Consider the following 21,064-nt stretch of genomic DNA (forward strand, 5'->3'; position numbering starts at 1 on the left):
ATTCCATCCCAACGGGGAAACCAGGAGAGTCATCATGACAATCAACAAGACCGCCCTCGCCCTGTCCGTCGGCGCTGCGCTGCTGGCCGGCAGTGTCCAGGCCCAGGAGAACAAGCTCTACCTGTTCAACTGGACCGAGTACATGGACCCCGCGATCATCGAGGCCTTCGAGGAGGCCCACGACGTCGAGGTGGTGCAGAACTACTTCAACTCCCTGCCGGAGATGCTCTCCAAGCTGCAGGCCGGCGGCGTCTCCCAGTACGACATCATCGTGCCCTCCAACTACTATGTGCCGCGGCTGATCGAGACCGGCCTGGTGCAGAAGCTCGACAAGTCGAAGATTCCCAACTTCGCCAACGTCATGGAGCAGTTCCAGGATCCGGCCTTCGACCCGGGCGCCGAGTACACCGCGCCCTACCAGTGGGGCACCACCGGGGTGGTCTACAACACCGAGACCTTCCCCGACGCGCCCAAGAGCTGGTCGCTGCTGTTCGACCCCGAGGTCAACCCGGACCACCCCTTCGCGCTGATGGGCGACGGCCAGGTGAGCCTGGGCGGTGCCTGCGCCTACCTCGGCCACGGCTACGACTGCACCGACCCCGAGGGCTGGAAGGAGGCCGCGCGCCTGCTGATCGACACCAAGGGGCGTGACAACTTCAGCGGCTTCACCGACGGCACCCCGGCGCTGCAGCAGCTGGCCCGCGGCGTGACCCACGTCGGGCTCTCCTACAACGGCGACTACCTCTTCTTCAAGGACGAGGATCCCGAGTCCTTCGCCACGCTGGACTTCATGATCCCCGACGAGGGCGCCGAGATGTGGGTCGACTCCATGATGGTCACCTCCGAGGCGCCCAACCCCGACATGGCCCACAAGTTCATCGACTTCATCCTCGATGCCGAGGTCGGCGCCCAGCTCTCCAACTACAACTACTACGCCAGCCCCAATGCCGCCGCCGAGCCCTACCTCGACGAGGTGCTGACCCAGCCGCCGGTGCAGCCCAGCGAGGCGGACATGGAGCGCCTGCGCTTCACGCCGAGCCTCGAGGGCGAGTCGCTACAGATCTTCCAGCAGCTGTGGTCGGAGGTGCAGTCACGCTGAGCGGACGGCCCCCGGCGACGGGGGCCGCCTTCCCATGAGCAAGGACATTCCCATGAGTAACCGACAGGAGCAGCCGCTCCTCAACGACTGGTTCCAGAATCACGGCATCACCGAGGTGGAGTGCCTGGTCAGCGACCTGACCGGCATCCTCAAGGGCAAGATCATGCCCGCCGGCAAGTACCTCAACGGCGGGCGGCCGCGCCTGCCCGACTCGATCTTCATCCAGACCGTCACCGGGGGCTACCCCGACGACGAGGACATCCGCTTCTGGAACCCCGCCGAGCGTGACATGGAGCTGGTGCCCGACCCCGGGGCCATCTACCTGGTGCCCTGGGCCGACGACCCCACCGCCCAGATCATCCACGACTGCTACTACCTGACCGGCGAGCCGGTGGAGCTGGCGCCGCGCCACGTGCTCAAGCGGGTGCTGGCGCTCTACGCCGATCGCGGCTGGACCCCGGTGATCGCCCCGGAGGTGGAGTTCTACCTGGTCAAGACCAACACCGACTCCGACTACCCCCTGGAGCCGCCGATCGGGCGCACCGGGCGCCAGGAGAGCAGTCGCCAGTCCTTCTCCATCGACGCGGTCAACGAGTTCGACCCGCTGTTCGAGGAGATGTACGACTACTGCGAGGCCATGAACCTCGACCTGGACACCCTGATCCACGAGGAGGGGGCGGGCCAGATGGAGGTCAACTTCCAGCACGGTGACCCGCTGGCACTGGCCGACCAGGTGGTGATGTTCAAGCGCACCCTGCGCGAGACGGCGCTGCGCCACGGCATGTACGCCACCTTCATGGCCAAGCCCATGGCCAACGAGCCGGGCAGCTCCATGCATATCCACCAGAGCTTGCTGGACAAGGAGGGCCACAACGTCTTCGCCGGCGATGATGGCCAGCCCAGCCGCCTCTTCCACCACTTCATCGGCGGGCTGCAGAAGTACCTGCCCGCGGCGATGCCGCTGCTGGCCCCCAACGTCAACTCCTACCGCCGCCTGATGCGTACCGATAGCAGCGGCTCGGCGCCCATCAACGTGGAGTGGGGCATGGACAACCGCACCGTGGGGCTGCGGGTGCCGGTCTCCGGCGCCGCGGCGACCCGGGTGGAGAACCGCCTGGCAGGTGCCGACGCCAACCCCTACCTGGTGATGGCGGCCTCCCTGGCCTGCGGCTACCTGGGCATGCTCAGCCAGCTCGAGCCGCGCCCGCCGATGACCGGCTCCGCCTGGTCCGGTGGCCACAAGCTGCCCGACGATATCGGCCCGGCCCTGGACCTGCTGCACGGCTGCCAGGCCCTGGCCGATATCCTCGGCGAGCGCTTCACCCACAGCTACCTGGCGGTGAAGCGCGCCGAACACCGCGCCTACTTCCAGGTGATCAGCTCCTGGGAGCGGGAGCATCTGCTGCTTCGGGTCTAGGCTGATAGCGGGGCCCTCGCCCCACGAGGGCTCCATCCAACAGGAACGAGACAAGGAGAGTGACGATGCCGATGACACCGAGTCGCTGGGCGCCGCTGGCCGGACTGGGCCTGCTTACGCTGAGCGTGGCCGCGGCCGCCGACGACGGCAAGCTGCGGCTGTTCAACTGGTCCGACTACATGGACCCGGCGATCATCGCCGACTTCGAGGAGGAGAGCGGCCTGGAGGTCGTGCAGAACTACTACAACTCCAACGCCGAGCTGTTCTCCAAGCTCACCGCCGGCGGCGACGCCCAGTACGACCTGATCGTGCCCTCGGACTACTTCGTGCCGCGCCTGATCGACGCCGGCCTGGTGCAGCCGCTGGCCGAGCAGGGCGAGGCACTCGCGGGGCATGACAACATCCTCGCCGAGTTCCGGGCGCCGAGCTACGACCCGGAAGGTGACTACACCGTGCCCTACCTGTGGGGCGCTACCGGCATCGTCTACAACACCGAGACCTGGCCCGAGCCGGCACCCAGCTGGGGGCTGCTCTATGACCCCGAGGTCAACGGCGACTACCCCTTCGCGCTGCTCAAGGGCGATGCCCAGTTCACCTTCGGCACCGCCTGCGCCTTCCAGGGCGCCGGCTTTGACTGCGTGGGGCAGGCGCCCTGGGTGGAGGCGGCGCGTCTGGTGATCGAGACCCGCGGGCGCGACAACTTCGTCGGCTTCGTGGATGCCACGGCGGCCATCGAGCAGGTGGCCAGCGGCGTGATCCATGCCGGCATCGCCTATAACGGCGATCTGGCCGGCAAGCGCGCCGAGGATCCCGAGACCTACGGCAAGCTGGGCTTCTTCATCCCCGAGGAGGGCTCCCAGCGCTGGGTCGACGTCATGGCGATCCCCGCCCGGGCGCCCAATCCCGAGGCCGCCCGCGCCTTTATCGAGTACCTGCTGCGCCCCGAGGTGGCCGCCCGCCTGGCCAACTACAACTTCTACACCACGCCCAACGAGGCCGCCCTCGAGCGGGTCGACGACGCCCTGCGCGAGCCGCCGGTGATGCCCGACGCCGCCGCCCGCGAGCGGCTGCACTTCACCCCCTCGGTGAGCGGCGAGCAGCTGGAGCTGCTTCAGGAGCTGTGGAACGAGGCGCGTAGCCGCTGAACCGCCCTCGCGTGCCATCACGCCGCCGGAGGCTCGCCTCCGGCGGCGTTCTGTTGGTGAGTATTACATGTCATGCCGTTTGCCATATTCCGCCAAGCCTCGGTAGTATGGCGATAAGGTGTTGAATAAAATTTCCAAGGGGGTCTCATGTCCGTCTCGTTCGAGCCCGATCACGCCGCGTCCTGGTACGCCGCCACCGCCAACCCCGCTGCCGAGCGCCCCGCCCTCGAGGGCGAGGTCGAATGCGACGTCTGTGTGGTGGGCGCCGGCTTCACCGGCATCTCCGCCGCCCTGCACCTGGCGGAGCGTGGCCTCTCGGTGGTGGTGCTGGAGGCGGTCCGGGTCGGCTACGGCGCCTCCGGGCGCAATGGCGGCCAGATCGTCAACAGCTACAGCCGCGACATGGATGTGATCGAGGCCAAGTACGGTGCCGAGACCGCCCGTGCCCTGGGCGACATGGCCTTCGAGGGCAACCGCATCATCCGCGAGCGCGTCGAGCGCTACGCCATCGACTGCGACCTCACCGACGGCAACCTCTTCGCCGCCTGCAATCAAAAGCAGCTCGAGGGGCTGCGTGAGCACCAGGCGCTGTGGGAGCGCTATGGCTACCGCGAACTGGAGCTGCTGGAGGGGGCGGCGCTCAAGCGCGAGGTGAATTCCGACCGCTACACCGGCGCCCTGGTGGATCACGGCGGCGGCCACCTGCACCCGCTCAACCTGGTGCTGGGTCAGGCGGCGGCGGTCGAGTCGCTGGGTGGGCGCATCTTCGAAGACTCACCGGTGACCGGCCTTGAGCATGGCGAACCCGTGGTGGTGACCACCGCCAACGGCCAGGTGCGCGCCGAACGGGTGGTGATGGCCGGCAACGCCTACCTCAAGGGCGTGCTGCCGGAGATCGAGGGCCGGTCGATGCCCTGCGGCACCCAGATCATCACCACCGAGCCGCTGGGCGAGGAGCGCGCCCGTGCGCTGCTCCCCAATGGCCTGGCGGTGGAGGACTGCAACTACCTGCTCGACTACTACCGGCTGACCCGCGACAACCGCCTGCTCTACGGCGGCGGGGTCAACTACGGCGGCAGCGACCCGGCGGATATCACGGCGGTGATCCGGCCCAAGATGCTCAAGACCTTTCCCCAGCTTGCCGACGTGGCGATCGACTACGCCTGGAGCGGCACCTTCCTGATGACCTTGAACCGCCTGCCCCAGTTCGGGGTGGTCAACGGCAATGTCTACTACGCCCAGGGCTACTCCGGCCACGGGGTCACCTGTACCCACCTGGCCGGCAAGCTGATCGCCGAGGTGATGCACGGCCAGGGGGAGCGCTTCGATGCCTTCGCCGGGCTGCCCCAGCTGCCGTTCCCGGGGGGGCGCCTGTTGCGGGTGCCGCTCTCGGCGATCGGCGCCTGGTACTACCAGACCCGCGACAGGTTAGGGATATAGGGGCCGGCCCCCTCACTGATGCCGGGACAGCGACAGGCGTGGGAGGCGGGGAATCAGGTGAACTTGCGGAATAGGCTCGTCATGTCGAACAGCTCGTCCAGTCGCTCGTAGCGGTCGCGGGCTTCCGGCCAGCGCCGTTCCTGGACCGCGGCGATCATGGTCTCCAGCAGCATCAGGGTCGCCACGCTGGAGTCCCATCCCGAGGGAATCTCCCCCCAGCAGTTGAAGGTGACGTCGGCCAGGGAGGAGACGGGTGAGCCCCACTGGTCGGTGAACAGCACGATGCGCACGTCACGCTTGCTGACCATCTCCGCGAGCCGCAGCAGGTTGGTCTCGTAACGTCGAATATCGAAGATCAGCAGGGTCTCACCCGGCGCCATGTCCAGGACGTAATGGGGCCAGGTGCCGGAGGACGAGGTCATGTGGGTCACCCGGGGTCGCACCGCCTGGAAGTGCGTGAAGGCATAGTCGGCCAGCGCCTGGGTGATGCGCCCGCCGACGATGTAGAGTCGCCGGTCGGCATCGGCCAGTTGAGCGGTGGCCCGGTCGAACCGCTCCGTCTCGATATGCGCGAAGGTCTGCTGGATGTTGCCCGTGACCGCCTGGGCGAAGCGGTTGAGCAGATGGGTCTCGGGGGCTTCGGATGACCAGTTGGCGCGCCTCTGGGTAGGGCCGACCCCCGTTGCCTCCAGCTCGCCCAGAAGCGCCCGGTGAAACTCCGGATAGCCCTTGAACCCCAGCTTCTTGACCATCCTTGCCACCGTTGGAGAGGAGACGCCCACGTTGCCAGCCACGATGGTGATGGAGGCCAGGCCGGCCGCTGGATAGTTGTCGAGCAGGGCGTTGGCAAACTTGCGTTCCGCTTGCGTGAGCGCCGGGTAATGCTGGCGGATCAGCTCTCGCACGGTGGGGGGGGAGTTGGCGGTCGTCATGACGAGTCCTTCATAACGCGTCCTTTCTGGTAGGCATCGGTTACCCGATTACGCGGGCGGATCGACGTTGAAACGGTGATTGAAGAAATATTGACACGCCGACTTTTCGACGTCTATATCTTTACAGGACCGTGGAGGAGTCCTGATGTCCAGCGCAATCGAGTCGTCATCCCCGAGTGTCGAGATCCATAACCGTCAGGGCAGCGGCCCCGCCGTGATCCTGTGCGAACATGCGTCTCATCATATCCCCGAGCGATACCATGACCTGGGTCTGAAGCCCGAGCATCGTTGCAGTCACGCGGCATGGGATCCCGGTGCTAGGGCCGTGGCCGTGACGCTGTCAGCGATGCTGGATTCGCCGCTGGTGGCCAGCCGGATCTCCAGGCTGGTCTACGACTGCAACCGTCCCCCCGAGGCGGAAAGCGCGATGCCCGAGCGCGTGGAAGTGATCGACGTGCCGGGCAATCACCAGCTGACGGCAGATGAGCGCTTGGCCCGGGTCGAGGCGGTCTATCGTCCGTTCTGCGACGCCGTGGCTCGGGTGATCGCCGAGCGTGCGTCGCGCCGTGCCCCGACGGTGCTGATCACTATCCATAGCTTCACGCCGAGCTTTCATGGTCAGGCCCGCACGGTCGAGATCGGCATCCTGCATGATGTCGACCGGCGAATGGCCGATGCGATGCTGGCGCAATCCCACCTCCTGCCACATCGAAAGATTCAGCGTAATGCTCCCTACGGGCCCGAGGATGGGGTGACCCACTCGCTGAAGCGGCATGGTATCGACAACGGGCTGGCGAACGTGATGATCGAGATTCGCAATGACCTGCTGGCCACGCCGGAAGGGGAGGAGGCGCTGGCCCGGGAGCTGTCGCAGCTGATCCGGCCCGCCCTGGCCAGCCTGGGGATGGCGCCAGCGGCCGAGGAGGGGCAGCACGATGCCTAGGGCCATCCTGATCTATATCGGCGCCATCGAGGCCATGAACCGTGTCATCGGGCGAATGGCGATGTACCTGATCTTCGTGCTGATGGCGGTGCTGCTATGGTCGTCGGCGTCCAAGGTGTTCATGACCCCCTCGCTGTGGACCCTGGAAACCGCGCAATTCGTCATGGTGGCCTACTTCGTGCTGGGCGGGCCCTACTCGATCCAGATGGGGGCGAACGTGCGCATGGACCTCTTCTATGGCGACTGGAGTCCCAAGACCAAGGCGTGGGTCGATGCCATCACCGTCTTCTTCCTGCTCTTCTATCTCGGCGTGCTGCTCTATGGTGGCCTGGTGTCGACGGCCTATTCCCTCGGCTACTTCGGTAGCGAACCCTTCGACTTCTTCCTGTCCCTCATCGCGACCTTCTTCACCGAGGGCCCGTCGGCGGCGGGCGAGGCGCTCGGCTTCCTGGAGCGCAGCCCCACGGCCTGGCGGCCCTGGCTGTGGCCGATCAAGACGCTCCTCTGTCTCGGCGTGTTCCTGATGATCCTCCAGTCCCTCGCCGAGTTCTTCAAGGATATCGGCCGTCTGCGCGGGGTGCTCGACTGATGCCGTACGAGATGATCGCCATCGTCATGTTCAGCGCCATGATGCTGATGCTGTTCACCGGCCAGCGTGTGTTCGGCGCCATCGGTTTCGTCGGGGCCGTGGCCGGCGTGCTGCTGTGGGGCACGGGGGGTGTCGATATCCCGTTTTCATCGGCGATGAAGCTGATGAAATGGTACCCGCTGCTGACCCTGCCGATGTTCATCTTCATGGGCTATGTGCTCTCGGAGAGCCGCATCGCCGATGACCTCTACCGCATGTTCCATGTCTGGATGGGGCCGGTCAGGGGCGGCCTCGCCATCGGGACCATCGGTCTGATGGTGCTCATCTCGGCCATGAACGGCCTGTCGGTGGCCGGGATGGCGATCGGTGCCACCATCGCCCTGCCCGAACTGCTGCGGCGGGGCTACGACAAGATCATGGTGACCGGCGTCATCCAGGCGGGTTCCAGCCTGGGGATTCTGGTGCCGCCCTCGGTGGTGCTGGTGCTCTACGCGATGATCGCGCGCCAGCCCGTGGGCCAGCTGTGGCTAGCCGGGGTGTTGCCGGGGCTGATGATGGCGACGCTGTTCATCATCTATATCTATGTCCGCTGCCGCCTGCAGCCCTCCCTGGGGCCGGTCCTGCCCGTCGAGGAGCGCAATGTGTCGCTTGCCGAGAAGCTGCGCCTGCTGAGGGCGGGCCTGCTGCCGCTGGCCATCTTCGCGGTGATGATGGTGCCCTTCGTCAAGGGCTGGACGTCGCTGGTCGAGAGTTCCGCCGTGGGGGCGGTGACCGCACTGCTGGCGGCGACGCTCAAGGGGCGGATGACCCGCAAGGTGTTCGAGGTGTCGGTGCGCCAGACCCTGGCCATCACCTGCATGTTCATGTGGATCATCCTAGCCGCGCTCGCCTTCGGCGCCATCTTCGACGGGCTGGGCGCGGTCAGGGCCATCGAGGACCTGTTCACCGAGCGCCTGGGGCTGTCGCCCTGGATGATCCTGATCCTGATGCAGCTTAGCTTCATCGTGATGGGGACCTTCCTCGACGATACCGCCATGCTGGTGATCGTGGCGCCGCTCTATGTCCCGCTGGTCGATGCGCTCGGCTTCGACCTGATCTGGTACGGGGTGCTCTACACGATCACCACCCAGATCGCCTACATGACCCCGCCGTTCGGTTACAACCTGTTCCTGATGCGTGCCATGGCGCCGCCCGAGATCGGGCTTGGCGATATCTATCGGTCGATCCTCCCCTTCGTCTTGGTGATGACGGTCGCCCTCAGCCTGGTGATGGTCTTTCCGCAGATTGCACTCTGGCTCCCGGGCTACATCTATGGGAATTGACCGTGGCAGGAATCAACAACAAGAGCCTCACCAGGGGCCGGCAAGGTGTCACATCCGATAGTTACCACCAGGAGAACGAGAAAATGACAACAAGACGCAAGTTTCTGATCAACGCCGCGGCGGGTGCCGCCATCGCGCCCCTCGCCTCTCGGGTCATGGCTCAGTCGCCGTCCGAGCCCACCATCACGTGGCGCATGCAGACCTATGCCGGTGCCGCCCTGGCGGAGCATGTCGCCAAGCCGGCCATCGACCTGTTCAACCGGATCGCCGGGGACCGCATGCAGATCGAGCTCTACTATGCCGATCAGCTGGTGCCGACGGGCGAGCTGTTCCGGGCGATGCAGCGCGGCACCATCGATGCCGTGCAGTCGGACGACGACTCCATGGCATCCCCCACCGAGGTCACCGTCTTCGGTGGCTACTTCCCCTTCGGTTCGCGCTACAGCCTCGATGTGCCGGTGCTATTCAACCAGTACGGCCTCAAGGAGATCTGGGAGGAGGAGTATGCCAAGGTCGGCGTCAAGCATGTCAGCGCCGGTGCCTGGGATCCCTGCCATTTCGCCACCAAGGAGCCGATCCGCAGCCTCAAGGACCTCGAGGGCAAGCGTATCTTTACCTTCCCCACCGCTGGGCGCTTCCTGTCGCAGTTCGGCGTGGTGCCGGTGACCCTGCCCTGGGAGGACATCGAGGTGGCTGTCCAGACCGGCGAGCTGGATGGCATCGCCTGGTCCGGCATCACCGAGGACTACACGGTGGGCTGGGCCGACGTCACCAACTACTTCCTGACCAACAACATCTCGGGTGCCTGGATCGGTCACTTCTTCGTCAACATGGAGCGCTGGAACGAGCTTCCGGAAGACCTGCGACTGCTCTTCGAGGTGTGCTGCGAACAGTCCCACTACTACCGCCAGCACTGGTACTGGGGGGGCGAGGCCAGGCTGCGCGTCCATGGCGACAAGCTGGAGCTCACCTCGATTCCCGATGCCGAGTGGGATCAGGTGGAAACCGCCGCCCAGGCGTTCTGGGACGAGATCGCGGCGGAGTCGGAGACCAAGGCCAGGGTGGTCGAGATCTTCAAGCAGTACAACGCCGATATGCGCAAGGCCGGGCGGCCCTACCGCTACACCGATGCCTGATCGGGTCACACGCCCCGGCGGGTGCCGGGGCATCTCCAATGGGCAAGGCGCCGCCCCGACCGGGGCCGGCATGGATTTCTGGATGCGATGAGGAGCGTCGGCAATGACCAACGCGCTGGCTTTGGATGCCCTTGAGGACCTGAAGGCCAAGGTGGGAAGCGGTGAGGTGGATACGGTGCTCGCGTGCATCGTCGACATGCAGGGGCGCCTGATGGGCAAGCGGCTCCATGCGCGCCACTTCGTGGAGGACGGCTGGGGCGAGACCCATTGCTGCAACTACCTGCTGGCCACCGATCTCGAGATGGAAACGCCAGATGGCTATGCCAGCACCTCCTGGAGTGCCGGCTACGGCGACTACATCATGAAGCCGGACCTGACCACGCTGCGCCCCGTCCCATGGCTTCAGGGCACCGTCATGGTGCTGTGCGATGTGCTGGATCATCACACCCACGAGCCGGTGCCCCATGCCCCGCGCACCATCCTCAAGCGCCAGCTCGCACGGCTGGAGGCGCTGGGGTTCGATGCGCTCATGGCCACCGAGCTCGAGTTCTTCCTGTTCGAGAAGAGCTTCGACGAGATCCGCCGCAACGCCTTCCGCGATATCGAGCCGATCAGCGGCTATAACGAGGATTATCATATCCTCCAGACCACCAAGGAAGAGCATGTGTTGCGCCCCCTGCGCAACCATCTCTATGCGGCCGGCATACCGGTGGAAGGCACCAAGGGCGAGGCCGGATCCGGCCAGGGTGAGCTCAATATCCGCTATGCGAAGGCGCTCGATACGGCGGACTATCACACCATCGCCAAGCATGCGACCAAGGAGATCGCCTGGCAGCAGGGCAGGGCGGTGACCTTCATGCCCAAGTGGCATCACGGCCATTCGGGCAGTTCCACCCATATCCATCAGTCGCTGTGGCAGGGAGATACCCCGGCCTTCTTCGACGAGAGTGATGCCCATGGCATGTCGGCACTGATGAAGCATTACCTGGCCGGCCTGCTGAAGTATGCGGCGGATTACACCTGCTTCCTGGCCCCCTATATCAACAGCTACAAGCGTTTCCAGAAGGGCTCCTTCGCCCCGACCAGAACGGTCTGGTCGGTCGACAACCGTACCGCCGGGTTTCGTCTCTGCGCCGACAACACACGGGCGGTGCGCATCGAGTGTCGCATCGGCGGTTCTGACCTGAACCCCTACCTGGCCATGGCGGGACAGCTCGCCGCCGGCATCAAGGGCATCGAGGAGGCGCTCGAGCTGCCGCCGCCCGCCATGGGGGACACTTACGAGGGGGAGACGGGCCTGATCCCGCAGACCCTGCGCGATGCCATGCACGCCCTGAAGGAGTCCGCCATGCTGCGCGAGGCCATGGGGGATGCGGTGGTCGATCACTACAGTCGCGCCGCCGAGGTGGAGCTCGAGGACTTCGACCGGGTGGTGACCGATTACGAGGTGGCACGCGGCTTCGAGCGCTCGTGACGCCGCGCTATGCCGACCGGACCCCTGCCCACGAGGGCAGGGGAGACGCACTTTCCACACATGGGAGAAGACGATGGGTCACATCCTGACATGCATCTCGCCGATCGACGGCTCGGTCTACGCCGAGCGAGAGGCCCTGTCGCTAGAGGCCGCGCAGCAGGCCGCGGCGCGGGCGCGCTCGGCCCAGGCGAGCTGGGCGGCACGCCCTGTCCAGGAAAGGATCGCGCTGGTGCGGGCGGGTATCGCCGCGGTGGGGGAGATGAACGACGAGGTGGTGCCGGAGCTGGCACACATGATGGGCCGACCGGTTCGCTATGGCGGCGAGTTCGCTGGCTTCGAGGAGCGCGGCGCCCACATGGCGGCCATCGCCGAGGAGGCGCTGGCGGACATCGCGGTGGGGGAGGACGCCACGGTCAGGCGCTTCATCAAGCGAGTCCCGCATGGAGTGGTGCTGGTAGTGGCCCCCTGGAATTACCCCTACATGACCGCGATCAACACCCTGGCCCCGGCGCTGATCGCGGGGAATACGGTAGTGCTCAAGCATGCCACCCAGACGCTGCTGGTGGGCGAGCGCCTGGCGCGGGCCTTCCACTCGGTCGGGGTGCCGGAGGAGGTGTTCCAGAACGTCTTCCTGGATCACGCGACGACCTCGGCCCTGATCGCCGAGCGGGCCTTCGACTTCGTCAACTTCACCGGCTCGGTCGGCGGAGGGCGCGCCATGGAGCAGGCGGCGGCCGGTACCTTCATCGGCTTGGGCCTGGAGCTGGGCGGCAAGGATCCGGGCTATGTCATGGAGGATGCCGACCTCGATGCCGCGGTCGCCACCCTGATCGACGCCGCGATGTTCAACTCGGGGCAGTGCTGCTGCGGGATCGAGCGCATCTATGTGCACGAGAGCCTCTTCGAGGCCTTCGTCGACAAGGCGGTTGCGATCGTCGAGGGCTACAAGCTGGGCAACCCCCTGGCCGCCGATACCGATATCGGTCCGATGGCGAATATCCGCTTCGCCCGGGAGGTGCGTGCCCAGATCGACGAGGCCCTGGCGGCCGGTGCCAGGGCGCATATCGCCCGCAAGCCCGAGGATGATGGGGGCGCCTACCTGACGCCGCAGCTCCTCACCCGGGTGAGCCATGAGATGCGCGTGATGCGTGATGAGAGCTTCGGGCCGGTGGTCGGCATCATGCCGGTGGCGGACGATGAGGAGGCAATCCGGCTGATGAACGACAGCCGCTTCGGCCTGACCGCCAGCCTGTGGACCGCCGATATCGAGCGGGCCCAGCGGGTGGGAGACCGTGTCGAGACCGGCACCGTGTTCATGAACCGCGCCGACTACCTGGACCCTGGCCTGTGCTGGACCGGCTGCAAGGAGACCGGGCGCGGCGGTGGCCTGTCGGTGATCGGCTACCACAACCTGACCCGGCCGAAGTCCTACTATCTAAAGAAAACAACAACATGACGAAGAGGGTGACGACATGATGCTGACCGGAAACTGGACCTATCCCACCGCCATCCGCTTCGGTGCGGGTCGCATCGAGGAGTTGCCCGCGGCCTGTGCCGAGGCGGGCATGAGCCGACCGCTGCTGGTTACCGACCGTGGCCTAGCGGACCTGCCGATCACCCGGACAGCGCTGGATATCCTCGAGGCCGCGGGGCTTGGCCGCCACCTGTTTGCCGAGGTGGATCCCAATCCGAACGAGCGGAACCTGGCGACAGGGGTCGAGGCGTTCCGGGCTGGCGGCCACGACGGGGTAATCGCCTTTGGCGGTGGCTCGGGGCTGGACCTGGGCAAGATGGTGGCCTTCATGTCCGGCCAGACGCGTCCGGTGTGGGATTTCGAGGATATCGGTGACTGGTGGCAGCGCGCGGATGCCGAGGCCATCGCCCCCATCGTGGCGGTGCCCACCACCGCCGGGACCGGTTCGGAGGTCGGTAGGGCCAGCGTGATCACCAACTCCCGTACCCATGAGAAGAAGATCATCTTCCATCCCAGGGTGCTGCCCAGGGTGGTGCTGTGCGATCCCGAACTGACGGTCGGCATGCCCAGGCCGATCACCGCCGGTACCGGGCTGGATGCCTTCGCCCACTGCGTCGAGGCGTTCTCCAGCCCGCACTATCACCCGATGAGCCAGGGCATCGCCCTGGAGGGCATGCGCCTGGTCAAGGAGTACTTGCCGCGCGCCTATGCCGACGGCACGGACCTGGAGGCACGGGCGCACATGATGAGTGCGGCTCTCATGGGGTCCACGGCGTTCCAGAAGGGGCTGGGCGCCATCCACGCCATGAGCCACCCCATCGGCGCCGTCTTCAACACCCACCACGGCACCACCAATGCGATCTGCATGCCGGCGGTGCTCGAGTTCAACGCCGAGGCGATCCGCGAGCGGTTCGACATGGCGGCCGGTTATCTGGGCATCGCGGACGGCTTCGATGGCTTCCGGGCCTTCGCCCAGGAACTCAATGATCGGCTGGGCATCCCGCGCACCCTCTCCGAGGTCGGGGTCACCCCGGATCGCCTCGACGACCTGGCCGCCATGGCGATCCAGGACCCCAGCTGTGGTGGAAACCCGGTGCCTCTGACCGTCGAAAACCTCAAGACGCTGTTCCAGCGCTGCCTGTAGGCGACGTTCGCCCTCGGCCCCTGGTTGGGGCCCCGCTCGAGTCGTGCGCCTTGTCTCCCGGGCATCGGCGAGTGTCGTGAGACCCGCGTAATGCCTTGGCTGTCTCCTTTTGGAGACGGCCAGGGAGAGTCTGTGGAAGCCGCCTGCCTGCGCCGTCTGCTCCTGTGCCCTCACGTATACTGCTCCCCATCGGGTGGCACTGGAGCGTGCCGCCTCTCTCATCGTTACTCCCCGATAGGGTCACTCACGCCTGGAGCCCGATGGTGTTTCAGCGAGTGGTATGCCACTCACTACAGGAGGTGACAGATGAACAAGTCGATCGTGGTAGGGACGACCCTGTCCGTGCTGGGCCTGGGCGGGCTGGCCTTCGGGGCCTGGCAGGTGCAGCAGCCGAGCGGTCCCCGCTACGCAGAGATCGTGGGGGTGCAGCCGGTGACCCGCAGCGTGGAGCGTCCCCGTGAGGTGTGCGAGGACGTGGAACGGGTGGTCACCGAGCAGGTGCCGGTGGAGGTACCGGTGCAGGCCCCCTCCGGGCCGGCGGCGAGCCGCGACCCGCACCGCATCGTCGGCAGCGCGGCGGGGGCCCTGGTGGGCGGCCTGCTGGGCAACCAGGTGGGCGGCGGCAGTGGCAAGAAGATCGCCACCGTGGCCGGCGCCATCGGCGGTGCCCTGGCCGGGCGCGAGGTGCAGGAGCGGGTCGAGGCGCGCCAGCATGCCCAGGCGGGCGGCCAGGTGCGCTACGAGACGCGCTACGAGACCCGCGAGCGGGTGATCACCGAGGAGCAGTGCCGCACGGTCATGGAGACGCACCAGGAGACCCACGGCTATGACGTCACCTACCGCCTCGATGGCGAGGAGCTCATCCACCGCCTGGAGGAGCCCCCCCAGGCCGAGCGCCTGCCGGTCGTCGACGGCGAGGTGCAGTGGCGGGCCGGGTCCGGGGAGGCGTCGGCCGAGGCCATCACCGAGGCATAAGGCGCGCCGCGCCTAGACGTGGCGCAGGTACCAGTCGGTCTCCAGGCGGCTGACATGCTGCATCGCCTGGTCACGCTCGGCGCGGCGGTTGGCCAGGAAGACCCCGAGGAAGTCGCCGCCCAGGGCCGCGCGGAGCGGCTCGCTCGCCTCGAGCAGCTCCAGTGACTGGCGCCAGCTGTTGGTCAGGCTGGGCGCGACCTGGTCGTAGGCGTTGCCGGTGATCGGGGGCGGGGGCGCGAGCTCGCCGGAGAGGCCGTGCTCGATGCCGGCCAGCAGGGCGGCCAGCAGCAGGTAGGGGTTGGCGTCGGCACCGGCCACCCGGTGCTCCAGGCGCCGCGCCGCGTTGGGCCCGGAGGGGATGCGGATCGCCACCGAGCGGTTGTCGAAGCCCCAGGTGGGGGCCATGGGCACGTAGAGCCCCGGCTGGAAGCGGCGGAAGGAGTTGAGGTTCGGCGCGAACAGCGCCACGCTCGCCGGCATCAGCGCCAGCAGACCGGCGATCGCCTGCTTCAGCGTCGTGCTGCCCAGCACGTCGCCCTCGGCGTCGGCGAAGACGTTCTCCCCGGCCGCGTCCAGCAGGCTGATATGCACATGGGTGCCGTTGCCCGCCTCCAGGCCGTAGGGCTTGGCCATGAAGGTGGCCTCGACGCCGTGGTTCTGGGCCACCCCCTTGATCAGCCGCTTGAGCAGCACCGCCGCGTCGCAGGCGGCCAGCACGTCCGCGCCATGCTTGAGGGTGATCTCGAACTGGCCCGGGGCACACTCCTTGAGCATGGTGTCCAGCGGCAGCCCCTGGACCTCGGCGGCCGCCTGCACCTCGCCGAGGAAGTCGGCATACTCGTCGAGCTCGCCGACCGAATAGAGCTGGCTGTGGTGGGCCCGCTCGCCGGTGGCGGGCGAGCAGGGCGGCTGGATGCCGCCGGCGGCATCGCGCTCGCGATCCACCAGGTAGAACTCCATCTCCACGGCGACCACCGGGGTCAGGCCGCGCTCGGCCAGGCGCGCCAGCTGGCGCGCCAGCACCCGTCGTGGTTCGGCGAAGAAACCCGTCCCATCCGGCTCCTCCATGGCCATCAGCAGCTGGGCCTGACGCCCCTGGCGGCGCCAGGGCGTAGGCATCAGGGTGCCGGGCAACGGCCGGCAGACCCGGTCGGCGTCACCGCTGGCCAGCCCCAGCCCGGTCTCCTCGATGGTGTTGCCGAGGATGTCCAGGGCATACACCGAGGCGGGCAGGTTGATGCCCTGGGTGTAGGCCTTCTCGAGGTTCTCCCTCGCCACCCGCTTGCCGCGCAGCGCGCCGTTCAGGTCGCTGATCAGCAGGTCGACGGTCTCGATCTCGGGATGACGGGCGAGGAAGTCTCGCGCCTCGGCGGCGGGGTGTGGCGACATGGCGTGACGTCCCTTGTTCTGCTTGGCATGGCGCTATCTTTGAGGGTGGCTCGGGGTGTTGTCAAATTCTTTACGGCGAGCCGGCCGGCTGTCCGCCGCGCCGGCGCCTCGAGGTTGCCTCTTTCTTCAGGCTTTAATTATCCTTTCTGACGTCTTCCGGGGTGTCGCTTGGCATCGGCGGTGTGACGCGCTATGTTGAGCAAAGCATAACATCTGGCTTCATAACCGAGAGGAGGGCGCCATGACGTCCCGACCCTTGGTGGGCGTGATCGCCTGCCGTCGCGAGGTGGAGGGCCATCCGGCCCACATGGTCACCGACAAGTACCTGGCCGCGCTGCGCGACTATGGCCTGGCGCCGGTGATCCTGCCGGTCTGGGAGGATGCCGTGGCCGGCGACCTGCCGGCCCACCTTGATGGGCTGCTGCTCACCGGCAGCTACACCAACATGGCACCGGGCCGCTACGGCGCCGAGCGGGCCCCGGAAAATACCCGCGACGATCGGGATCGGGATGCCGCCGCCCTGGCCTGGGTTCCCGCCGCCCTCGATCTCGGCCTGCCGCTGTTCGGCATCTGTCGCGGCTTCCAGGAGCTCAACGTGGCCTTCGGCGGCACCCTGCACCAGGCGGTGCAGACGGTGCCGGGGCTGATGGACCACCGCGAGCCCGAGGGCGAGCGGGCGGAGAAGTACGCCCCGAGCCACGACCTTGCCATCGTGCCCGGCGGTCGGCTGGCCGCGCTGTATGCCGAGCCCGCCTCGCGGGTGAACTCGCTGCACCAGCAGGGCATCGCCAGCCTGGGGCCGGGCCTGGTCGCCGAGGCCCACGCCCCGGACGGGCTCGTCGAGGCGATCTCGGTGCGCGATGCCTCGGGCTTCGCCCTGGCGGTGCAGTGGCACCCCGAGTGGCAGCCCCGCGAGCACCCCCTCTATGACGCCCTGTTCCGCGCCTTCGCCGCGGCCTGCGGGGCGCGTCACGCCCACCGTGTCCAGTCCCCGGGAGCCCTCGACCATGCAGACGCCTGACTACCAGCGCCTCGACCGCGCCCACCATCTGCACCCCTTCACCGACTTCAAGGCCCTGGGCGAGGAGGGCAGCCGCATCATCGAGCGTGGCGAGGGGGTCTACATCATCGACTCCGAGGGCAACCGCATCCTCGACGGCATGGCCGGCCTGTGGTGCGTCAACCTCGGCTACGGCCGCGAGGAGCTGGTGGAGGCGGCCGCCGCCCAGATGCGCCAGCTCCCCTACTACAACAACTTCTTCAAGACCACCCACCCGCCGGCGGTGAGGCTCGCCGAGACCCTCTGCCGCCTGGCGCCCGGGCACCTCAACCGCGTCTTCTTCACCGGCTCCGGCTCCGAGGCCAACGACACCGTGCTGCGCATGGTGCGCCGCTACTGGGCCCTGAAGGGGCAGCCCGAGAAGCAGTGGGTGATCGGCCGCGAGAACGCCTACCACGGCTCCACCGTGGCCGGGCTGAGCCTCGGCGGCATGGCCCCCATGCACGCCCAGGGCGGCCCCCTGGTGCCGAAGATCGCCCATGTGCGCCAGCCCTATTGGTTTGGAGAAGGGCGGTTTGGAGAAGGGCGATCCGAGGGCCAGGACCCCGAGGCCTTCGGGCGCGACTGCGCCGCGGCCCTGGAGGCGAAGATCCTCGAGCTCGGCGAGGAGAACGTGGCCGCCTTCATCGCCGAGCCGGTGCAGGGTGCCGGCGGCGCCATCATTCCCCCGGCGAGCTACTGGCCGGCGGTGAAGGCGGTGCTCGCCAAGTACGACATCCTGCTGGTGGCCGACGAGGTGATCTGCGGCTTCGGCCGCCTGGGCGAGTGGTTCGGCAGCGTGCACTACGGACTTGCGCCCGACCTGATGCCCATCGCCAAGGGGCTCTCCTCCGGCTACCTGCCCATCGGCGGGGTGCTAGTGGGGGACCGGGTCGCCGACACCCTGATCGAGGAGGGCGGCGAGTTCTTCCACGGCTTCACCTACTCCGGCCACCCCACCTGCGCCGCGGTAGCCCTGAAGAACCTCGAGCTGATGGAGGCGGAGGGCGTGGTCGAGCGGGTACGCGACGACCTCGGCCCCCACCTGGCGAAGCGCTGGCAGGCCCTCGCCGCGCATCCCCTGGTGGGCGAGGCGCGCTCGCTGGGGCTGATCGGCGCCCTGGAGCTGGTCGACCCCGCCACCGGCGAGCGCTTCGACGAGGCGCTGGCGGTGGGCAACCTGTGCCGCGACCTCTGCTTCGCCTCGGGGCTGGTGATGCGCTCGGTGGGCGATACCATGATCATCTCGCCGCCGCTGGTGATCACCCACGCCGAGATCGACGAGCTCGTCGACAAGGCGCGCGCCGCCCTGGATGCTACCCTGGCCCGACTGGCCGACACGACCACCGAACAGCACGAGGAGACCTCCGCATGAGTCGCCCCGAGATGCCCCGCACCCGGGCCGAGTGGAAGCAACGTGCCGCCGACCTGACCGCCGGAGAAGGCCTTGAGACCCGCGCCTTCATCAACGACGTTTTCGTCGACGCCGCCAGCGGCGAGACCTTCGAGAGCACCAACCCGGCCACCGGCGAGGTGCTGGCGAGGGTGGCGAGCTGCGACGCCGCCGACGCCGACGTGGCGGTGAGCCACGCCCGCGCCGCCTTCGATGGCGGCGCCTGGTCGCGCCTCGCCCCGGGCAGGCGCAAGAAGACGCTGCTGCGCCTGGCCGACCTGATGGAGGCCCACAAGGCCGATCTCGCCCTGCTCGACACCCTGGACATGGGCAAGCCGATCGCAAGCTCGCTGGGCGACATGAGCGGCGCCATCGCCTGCTTCCGCTACCAGGCGGAGTGCATCGACAAGCTCTACGGCGAGGTCGCCCCCACCGGCGAGGATACCCTGGCGCTGGTGCTGCGCGAGCCGCTGGGCGTGGTGGCCTCCATCGTGCCCTGGAACTTCCCGCTGATGATGACCGCCTGGAAGGTGGCCCCGGCGCTCGCCGCCGGCAACAGCGTGATACTGAAGCCCTCGGAGAAGTCGCCGCTCTCGGCGCTGCGCCTGGCCCAGCTGGCCAAGGAGGCGGGCCTGCCGCGGGGCGTCTTCCAGGTGCTGCCGGGCTTCGGCCACACCGTGGGCAAGGCGCTGGCGCTCTCCATGGGGGTGGACTGCCTCGCCTTCACCGGCTCCACCGGGGTGGGCAAGCAGCTGATGCAGTACGCCGGCGAGTCCAACCTCAAGCGCCTCTACCTGGAGTGCGGCGGCAAGAGCCCGAATATCGTCTTCGCCGACTGCAAGGATCTCGATAAGGTGGCTCGCCACGCCGCCGAGGCGATCTTCCACAACCAGGGCGAGGTGTGCATCGCCGGCTCCCGGCTGTTGGTGGAGAACAGCATTCGCGAGGCCTTCATCGACAAGCTAGTGGCCGCGGCCGAGACCATGCAGCCCGGCGACCCGCTGGACCCGGAGAGTTTCATGGGCGCCATGGTGGACGAGACCCAGCACCGCCGGGTGCTGGAGTTCATCCGCCGTGGCCAGGAGGAGGGCGCCCGACTGCGCGCCGGTGGCGAGGCCACCGAGGTGGATGGCAAGGGGCTCTTCATCCCGCCCACGGTGTTCGATGGCGTGACCCCCGAGATGGCCATCGGCCGCGAGGAGATCTTCGGCCCGGTGCTCGCGGTGTTCGGCTTCGACACCGAGGAGGAGGCGGTGCGCCTGGCCAACGACAGCGTCTACGGCCTGGCGGCGGGGCTATGGAGCCAGGACATTGACCGCATCATGCGGGTGACCCGGCGGCTGGCCTCGGGCCAGGTGTTCGTCAACAACTGGGCCGGCGGCGACCAGACCATGCCCTTCGGCGGGGTCAAGCAGTCCGGGAATGGCCGCGACAAGTCCCACCACAGCCTCGAGGAGTACTCCGACCTCAAGAGTGTGTGGATGTCGCTGGCCACCTGAGCCGCGCGATCACCCGCCACGCGACGAGGCCGGCGCCATGGCGTCGGCCTTATTGTAAAAAAGGGCTGAGCCCGGCCCTCAGAAGGCCCGGGCAGGGGTTGCGCAGCTCACCAGGCGGCAGGGCTCGCCGCCCGGGTTGCGGAAGCGGTGGGGCACGTTGGTCTCGAAGTAGTAGGCCTCGCCGGCCTTCAGCATTCGCGACTCGGCGCCGATGGTGATCTCGATCTCTCCCTCCAGCACCACGCCGGCCTCCTCACCCTGGTGGGCGATCATCTCGCGGCCGGTGTCGGCGCCGGGGGGATAGGTCTCGATCATGAAGGCCAAGGCCCGGTCGCGACGATCGGCGCCCACCAGCTTGTAGATGACGTCGCCTGCGCCCACGTCGGCCAGGTCCTCAGCCGAATAGAAGACTCGGCGGCCGTTCTCCAGGTCCATGGTGAAGAAGTCACCGACGCTCATGGGGATGGCGTCGAGGATCTTCTTCAGCGAGCTCACCGAGGGGCTCACCTTGCCCTGCTCGATCAGCGACAGGCTGGAGTGTGTCACCCCGCAGCGCTTGGCCAGCTCACGCTGGGAGATACCACGCAGGGTGCGCAGGGTGCGCAGGCGTTCGCCGACGTCATCGGCCATGGCGCGTCTCCTTGGCTCTATCCC

General features: G+C 67.4%; 18 protein-coding genes. 15 read left to right on the forward strand and 3 right to left on the reverse strand.

The window, feature by feature from the left end:
- Positions 1–34: 34 nt before the first annotated feature.
- The 4 genes from Q673_RS27325 to Q673_RS27340 all read left to right on the forward strand — a co-directional run bounded on the left by Q673_RS27325 (position 35) and on the right by Q673_RS27340 (position 5,101).
- On the forward strand, positions 35–1,099 hold the full coding sequence (locus Q673_RS27325) for an ABC transporter substrate-binding protein (RefSeq protein WP_023005882.1): 1,065 nt from the start codon (positions 35–37) through the stop codon (positions 1,097–1,099).
- A gap of 52 nt (positions 1,100–1,151) precedes the next feature.
- Positions 1,152–2,516 carry a glutamine synthetase family protein gene (locus tag Q673_RS27330; protein WP_023005883.1) on the forward strand — a complete coding sequence of 455 codons (1,365 nt, stop codon included), beginning with the start codon at positions 1,152–1,154 and terminating at the stop codon, positions 2,514–2,516.
- Positions 2,517–2,581: 65 nt separating this feature from the next.
- Complete coding sequence (locus Q673_RS27335; RefSeq protein WP_023005884.1) at positions 2,582–3,661, forward strand: ABC transporter substrate-binding protein; 1,080 nt, start codon at positions 2,582–2,584, stop codon at positions 3,659–3,661.
- Between the two features lie 147 nt (positions 3,662–3,808).
- Positions 3,809–5,101, forward strand: a complete 1,293-nt coding sequence (locus Q673_RS27340; protein ID WP_023005885.1) for an NAD(P)/FAD-dependent oxidoreductase — start codon at positions 3,809–3,811, stop codon at positions 5,099–5,101.
- Positions 5,102–5,154: 53 nt separating this feature from the next.
- Here Q673_RS27340 and Q673_RS27345 read toward each other — a convergent pair whose 3' ends face one another.
- A complete protein-coding gene (locus Q673_RS27345) occupies positions 5,155–6,033 on the reverse strand; it encodes a MurR/RpiR family transcriptional regulator (RefSeq protein WP_023005886.1) in 879 nt (292 codons plus the stop codon).
- Between the two features lie 145 nt (positions 6,034–6,178).
- Between Q673_RS27345 and Q673_RS0118355 the strand changes: the two genes are divergently transcribed.
- From Q673_RS0118355 to Q673_RS27380, 8 genes are all read left to right on the forward strand, one after another.
- Positions 6,179–6,976 (forward strand): N-formylglutamate amidohydrolase, encoded by a 798-nt coding sequence (locus tag Q673_RS0118355; protein WP_043524799.1) that lies wholly within the window; start codon positions 6,179–6,181, stop codon positions 6,974–6,976.
- On the forward strand, positions 6,969–7,565 hold the full coding sequence (locus Q673_RS27350) for a TRAP transporter small permease subunit (RefSeq protein ID WP_023005889.1): 597 nt from the start codon (positions 6,969–6,971) through the stop codon (positions 7,563–7,565). Before Q673_RS0118355 ends, Q673_RS27350 begins: the two co-directional genes overlap by 8 nt.
- Positions 7,565–8,887 carry a TRAP transporter large permease gene (locus tag Q673_RS27355; RefSeq protein WP_023005890.1) on the forward strand — a complete coding sequence of 441 codons (1,323 nt, stop codon included), beginning with the start codon at positions 7,565–7,567 and terminating at the stop codon, positions 8,885–8,887. Before Q673_RS27350 ends, Q673_RS27355 begins: the two co-directional genes overlap by 1 nt.
- 83 nt (positions 8,888–8,970) lie before the next feature.
- Positions 8,971–10,023 carry a TRAP transporter substrate-binding protein gene (locus tag Q673_RS27360; RefSeq protein WP_023005891.1) on the forward strand — a complete coding sequence of 351 codons (1,053 nt, stop codon included), beginning with the start codon at positions 8,971–8,973 and terminating at the stop codon, positions 10,021–10,023.
- Between the two features lie 103 nt (positions 10,024–10,126).
- The gene (locus Q673_RS27365; RefSeq protein WP_023005892.1) at positions 10,127–11,497 is read left to right on the forward strand and encodes a glutamine synthetase family protein; all 1,371 of its coding nucleotides are present in this window, start codon (positions 10,127–10,129) and stop codon (positions 11,495–11,497) included.
- A gap of 73 nt (positions 11,498–11,570) precedes the next feature.
- Positions 11,571–12,953 (forward strand): aldehyde dehydrogenase family protein, encoded by a 1,383-nt coding sequence (locus tag Q673_RS27370; protein WP_023005893.1) that lies wholly within the window; start codon positions 11,571–11,573, stop codon positions 12,951–12,953.
- Between the two features lie 16 nt (positions 12,954–12,969).
- Positions 12,970–14,115: an iron-containing alcohol dehydrogenase gene (locus Q673_RS27375; RefSeq protein WP_023005894.1), complete on the forward strand. Its 1,146-nt coding sequence runs from the start codon at positions 12,970–12,972 to the stop codon at positions 14,113–14,115.
- Between the two features lie 306 nt (positions 14,116–14,421).
- Positions 14,422–15,090, forward strand: coding sequence for a glycine zipper 2TM domain-containing protein (locus Q673_RS27380; protein WP_023005895.1), 669 nt, complete (start codon positions 14,422–14,424; stop codon positions 15,088–15,090).
- Positions 15,091–15,102: 12 nt separating this feature from the next.
- On the opposite strand, the gene Q673_RS27385 is transcribed toward Q673_RS27380, so the two are convergent.
- The gene (locus Q673_RS27385) at positions 15,103–16,479 is read right to left on the reverse strand and encodes a glutamine synthetase family protein (protein WP_023005896.1); all 1,377 of its coding nucleotides are present in this window, start codon (positions 16,477–16,479) and stop codon (positions 15,103–15,105) included.
- Positions 16,480–16,720: 241 nt separating this feature from the next.
- Here Q673_RS27385 and Q673_RS27390 point away from each other — a divergent pair, with 241 nt between their 5' ends.
- The 3 genes from Q673_RS27390 to Q673_RS27400 are packed head-to-tail and all read left to right on the forward strand — an operon-like array spanning position 16,721 to position 20,410.
- Positions 16,721–17,500, forward strand: coding sequence for a gamma-glutamyl-gamma-aminobutyrate hydrolase family protein (locus Q673_RS27390; RefSeq protein ID WP_023005897.1), 780 nt, complete (start codon positions 16,721–16,723; stop codon positions 17,498–17,500).
- Positions 17,487–18,893 (forward strand): aspartate aminotransferase family protein, encoded by a 1,407-nt coding sequence (locus Q673_RS27395; RefSeq protein ID WP_023005898.1) that lies wholly within the window; start codon positions 17,487–17,489, stop codon positions 18,891–18,893. Before Q673_RS27390 ends, Q673_RS27395 begins: the two co-directional genes overlap by 14 nt.
- Positions 18,890–20,410, forward strand: a complete 1,521-nt coding sequence (locus Q673_RS27400; RefSeq protein ID WP_023005899.1) for an aldehyde dehydrogenase — start codon at positions 18,890–18,892, stop codon at positions 20,408–20,410. Before Q673_RS27395 ends, Q673_RS27400 begins: the two co-directional genes overlap by 4 nt.
- A gap of 78 nt (positions 20,411–20,488) precedes the next feature.
- Here the strand turns inward: Q673_RS27400 and Q673_RS27405 are convergent, their stop codons facing one another.
- The gene (locus Q673_RS27405; protein WP_023005900.1) at positions 20,489–21,040 is read right to left on the reverse strand and encodes a cupin domain-containing protein; all 552 of its coding nucleotides are present in this window, start codon (positions 21,038–21,040) and stop codon (positions 20,489–20,491) included.
- Positions 21,041–21,064 lie beyond the last annotated feature (24 nt).

Source organism: Halomonas sp. PBN3 (assembly GCF_000475415.1).
Classification (GTDB): domain Bacteria; phylum Pseudomonadota; class Gammaproteobacteria; order Pseudomonadales; family Halomonadaceae; genus Halomonas; species Halomonas shengliensis.

What these genes read in the sequence shown, in the direction of transcription:
- Q673_RS27325 (WP_023005882.1), top strand. Translation starts at nt 35, where the DNA reads ATGACAATCAACAAGACCGCCCTCGCCCTGTCCGTCGGCGCTGCGCTG.
- Q673_RS27330 (WP_023005883.1), top strand. Translation starts at nt 1,152, where the DNA reads ATGAGTAACCGACAGGAGCAGCCGCTCCTCAACGACTGGTTCCAGAAT.
- Q673_RS27335 (WP_023005884.1), top strand. Translation starts at nt 2,582, where the DNA reads ATGCCGATGACACCGAGTCGCTGGGCGCCGCTGGCCGGACTGGGCCTG.
- Q673_RS27340 (WP_023005885.1), top strand. Translation starts at nt 3,809, where the DNA reads ATGTCCGTCTCGTTCGAGCCCGATCACGCCGCGTCCTGGTACGCCGCC.
- Q673_RS27345 (WP_023005886.1), bottom strand. Translation starts at nt 6,033, where the DNA reads ATGACGACCGCCAACTCCCCCCCCACCGTGCGAGAGCTGATCCGCCAG.
- Q673_RS0118355 (WP_043524799.1), top strand. Translation starts at nt 6,179, where the DNA reads ATGTCCAGCGCAATCGAGTCGTCATCCCCGAGTGTCGAGATCCATAAC.
- Q673_RS27350 (WP_023005889.1), top strand. Translation starts at nt 6,969, where the DNA reads ATGCCTAGGGCCATCCTGATCTATATCGGCGCCATCGAGGCCATGAAC.
- Q673_RS27355 (WP_023005890.1), top strand. Translation starts at nt 7,565, where the DNA reads ATGCCGTACGAGATGATCGCCATCGTCATGTTCAGCGCCATGATGCTG.
- Q673_RS27360 (WP_023005891.1), top strand. Translation starts at nt 8,971, where the DNA reads ATGACAACAAGACGCAAGTTTCTGATCAACGCCGCGGCGGGTGCCGCC.
- Q673_RS27365 (WP_023005892.1), top strand. Translation starts at nt 10,127, where the DNA reads ATGACCAACGCGCTGGCTTTGGATGCCCTTGAGGACCTGAAGGCCAAG.
- Q673_RS27370 (WP_023005893.1), top strand. Translation starts at nt 11,571, where the DNA reads ATGGGTCACATCCTGACATGCATCTCGCCGATCGACGGCTCGGTCTAC.
- Q673_RS27375 (WP_023005894.1), top strand. Translation starts at nt 12,970, where the DNA reads ATGATGCTGACCGGAAACTGGACCTATCCCACCGCCATCCGCTTCGGT.
- Q673_RS27380 (WP_023005895.1), top strand. Translation starts at nt 14,422, where the DNA reads ATGAACAAGTCGATCGTGGTAGGGACGACCCTGTCCGTGCTGGGCCTG.
- Q673_RS27385 (WP_023005896.1), bottom strand. Translation starts at nt 16,479, where the DNA reads ATGTCGCCACACCCCGCCGCCGAGGCGCGAGACTTCCTCGCCCGTCAT.
- Q673_RS27390 (WP_023005897.1), top strand. Translation starts at nt 16,721, where the DNA reads ATGACGTCCCGACCCTTGGTGGGCGTGATCGCCTGCCGTCGCGAGGTG.
- Q673_RS27395 (WP_023005898.1), top strand. Translation starts at nt 17,487, where the DNA reads ATGCAGACGCCTGACTACCAGCGCCTCGACCGCGCCCACCATCTGCAC.
- Q673_RS27400 (WP_023005899.1), top strand. Translation starts at nt 18,890, where the DNA reads ATGAGTCGCCCCGAGATGCCCCGCACCCGGGCCGAGTGGAAGCAACGT.
- Q673_RS27405 (WP_023005900.1), bottom strand. Translation starts at nt 21,040, where the DNA reads ATGGCCGATGACGTCGGCGAACGCCTGCGCACCCTGCGCACCCTGCGT.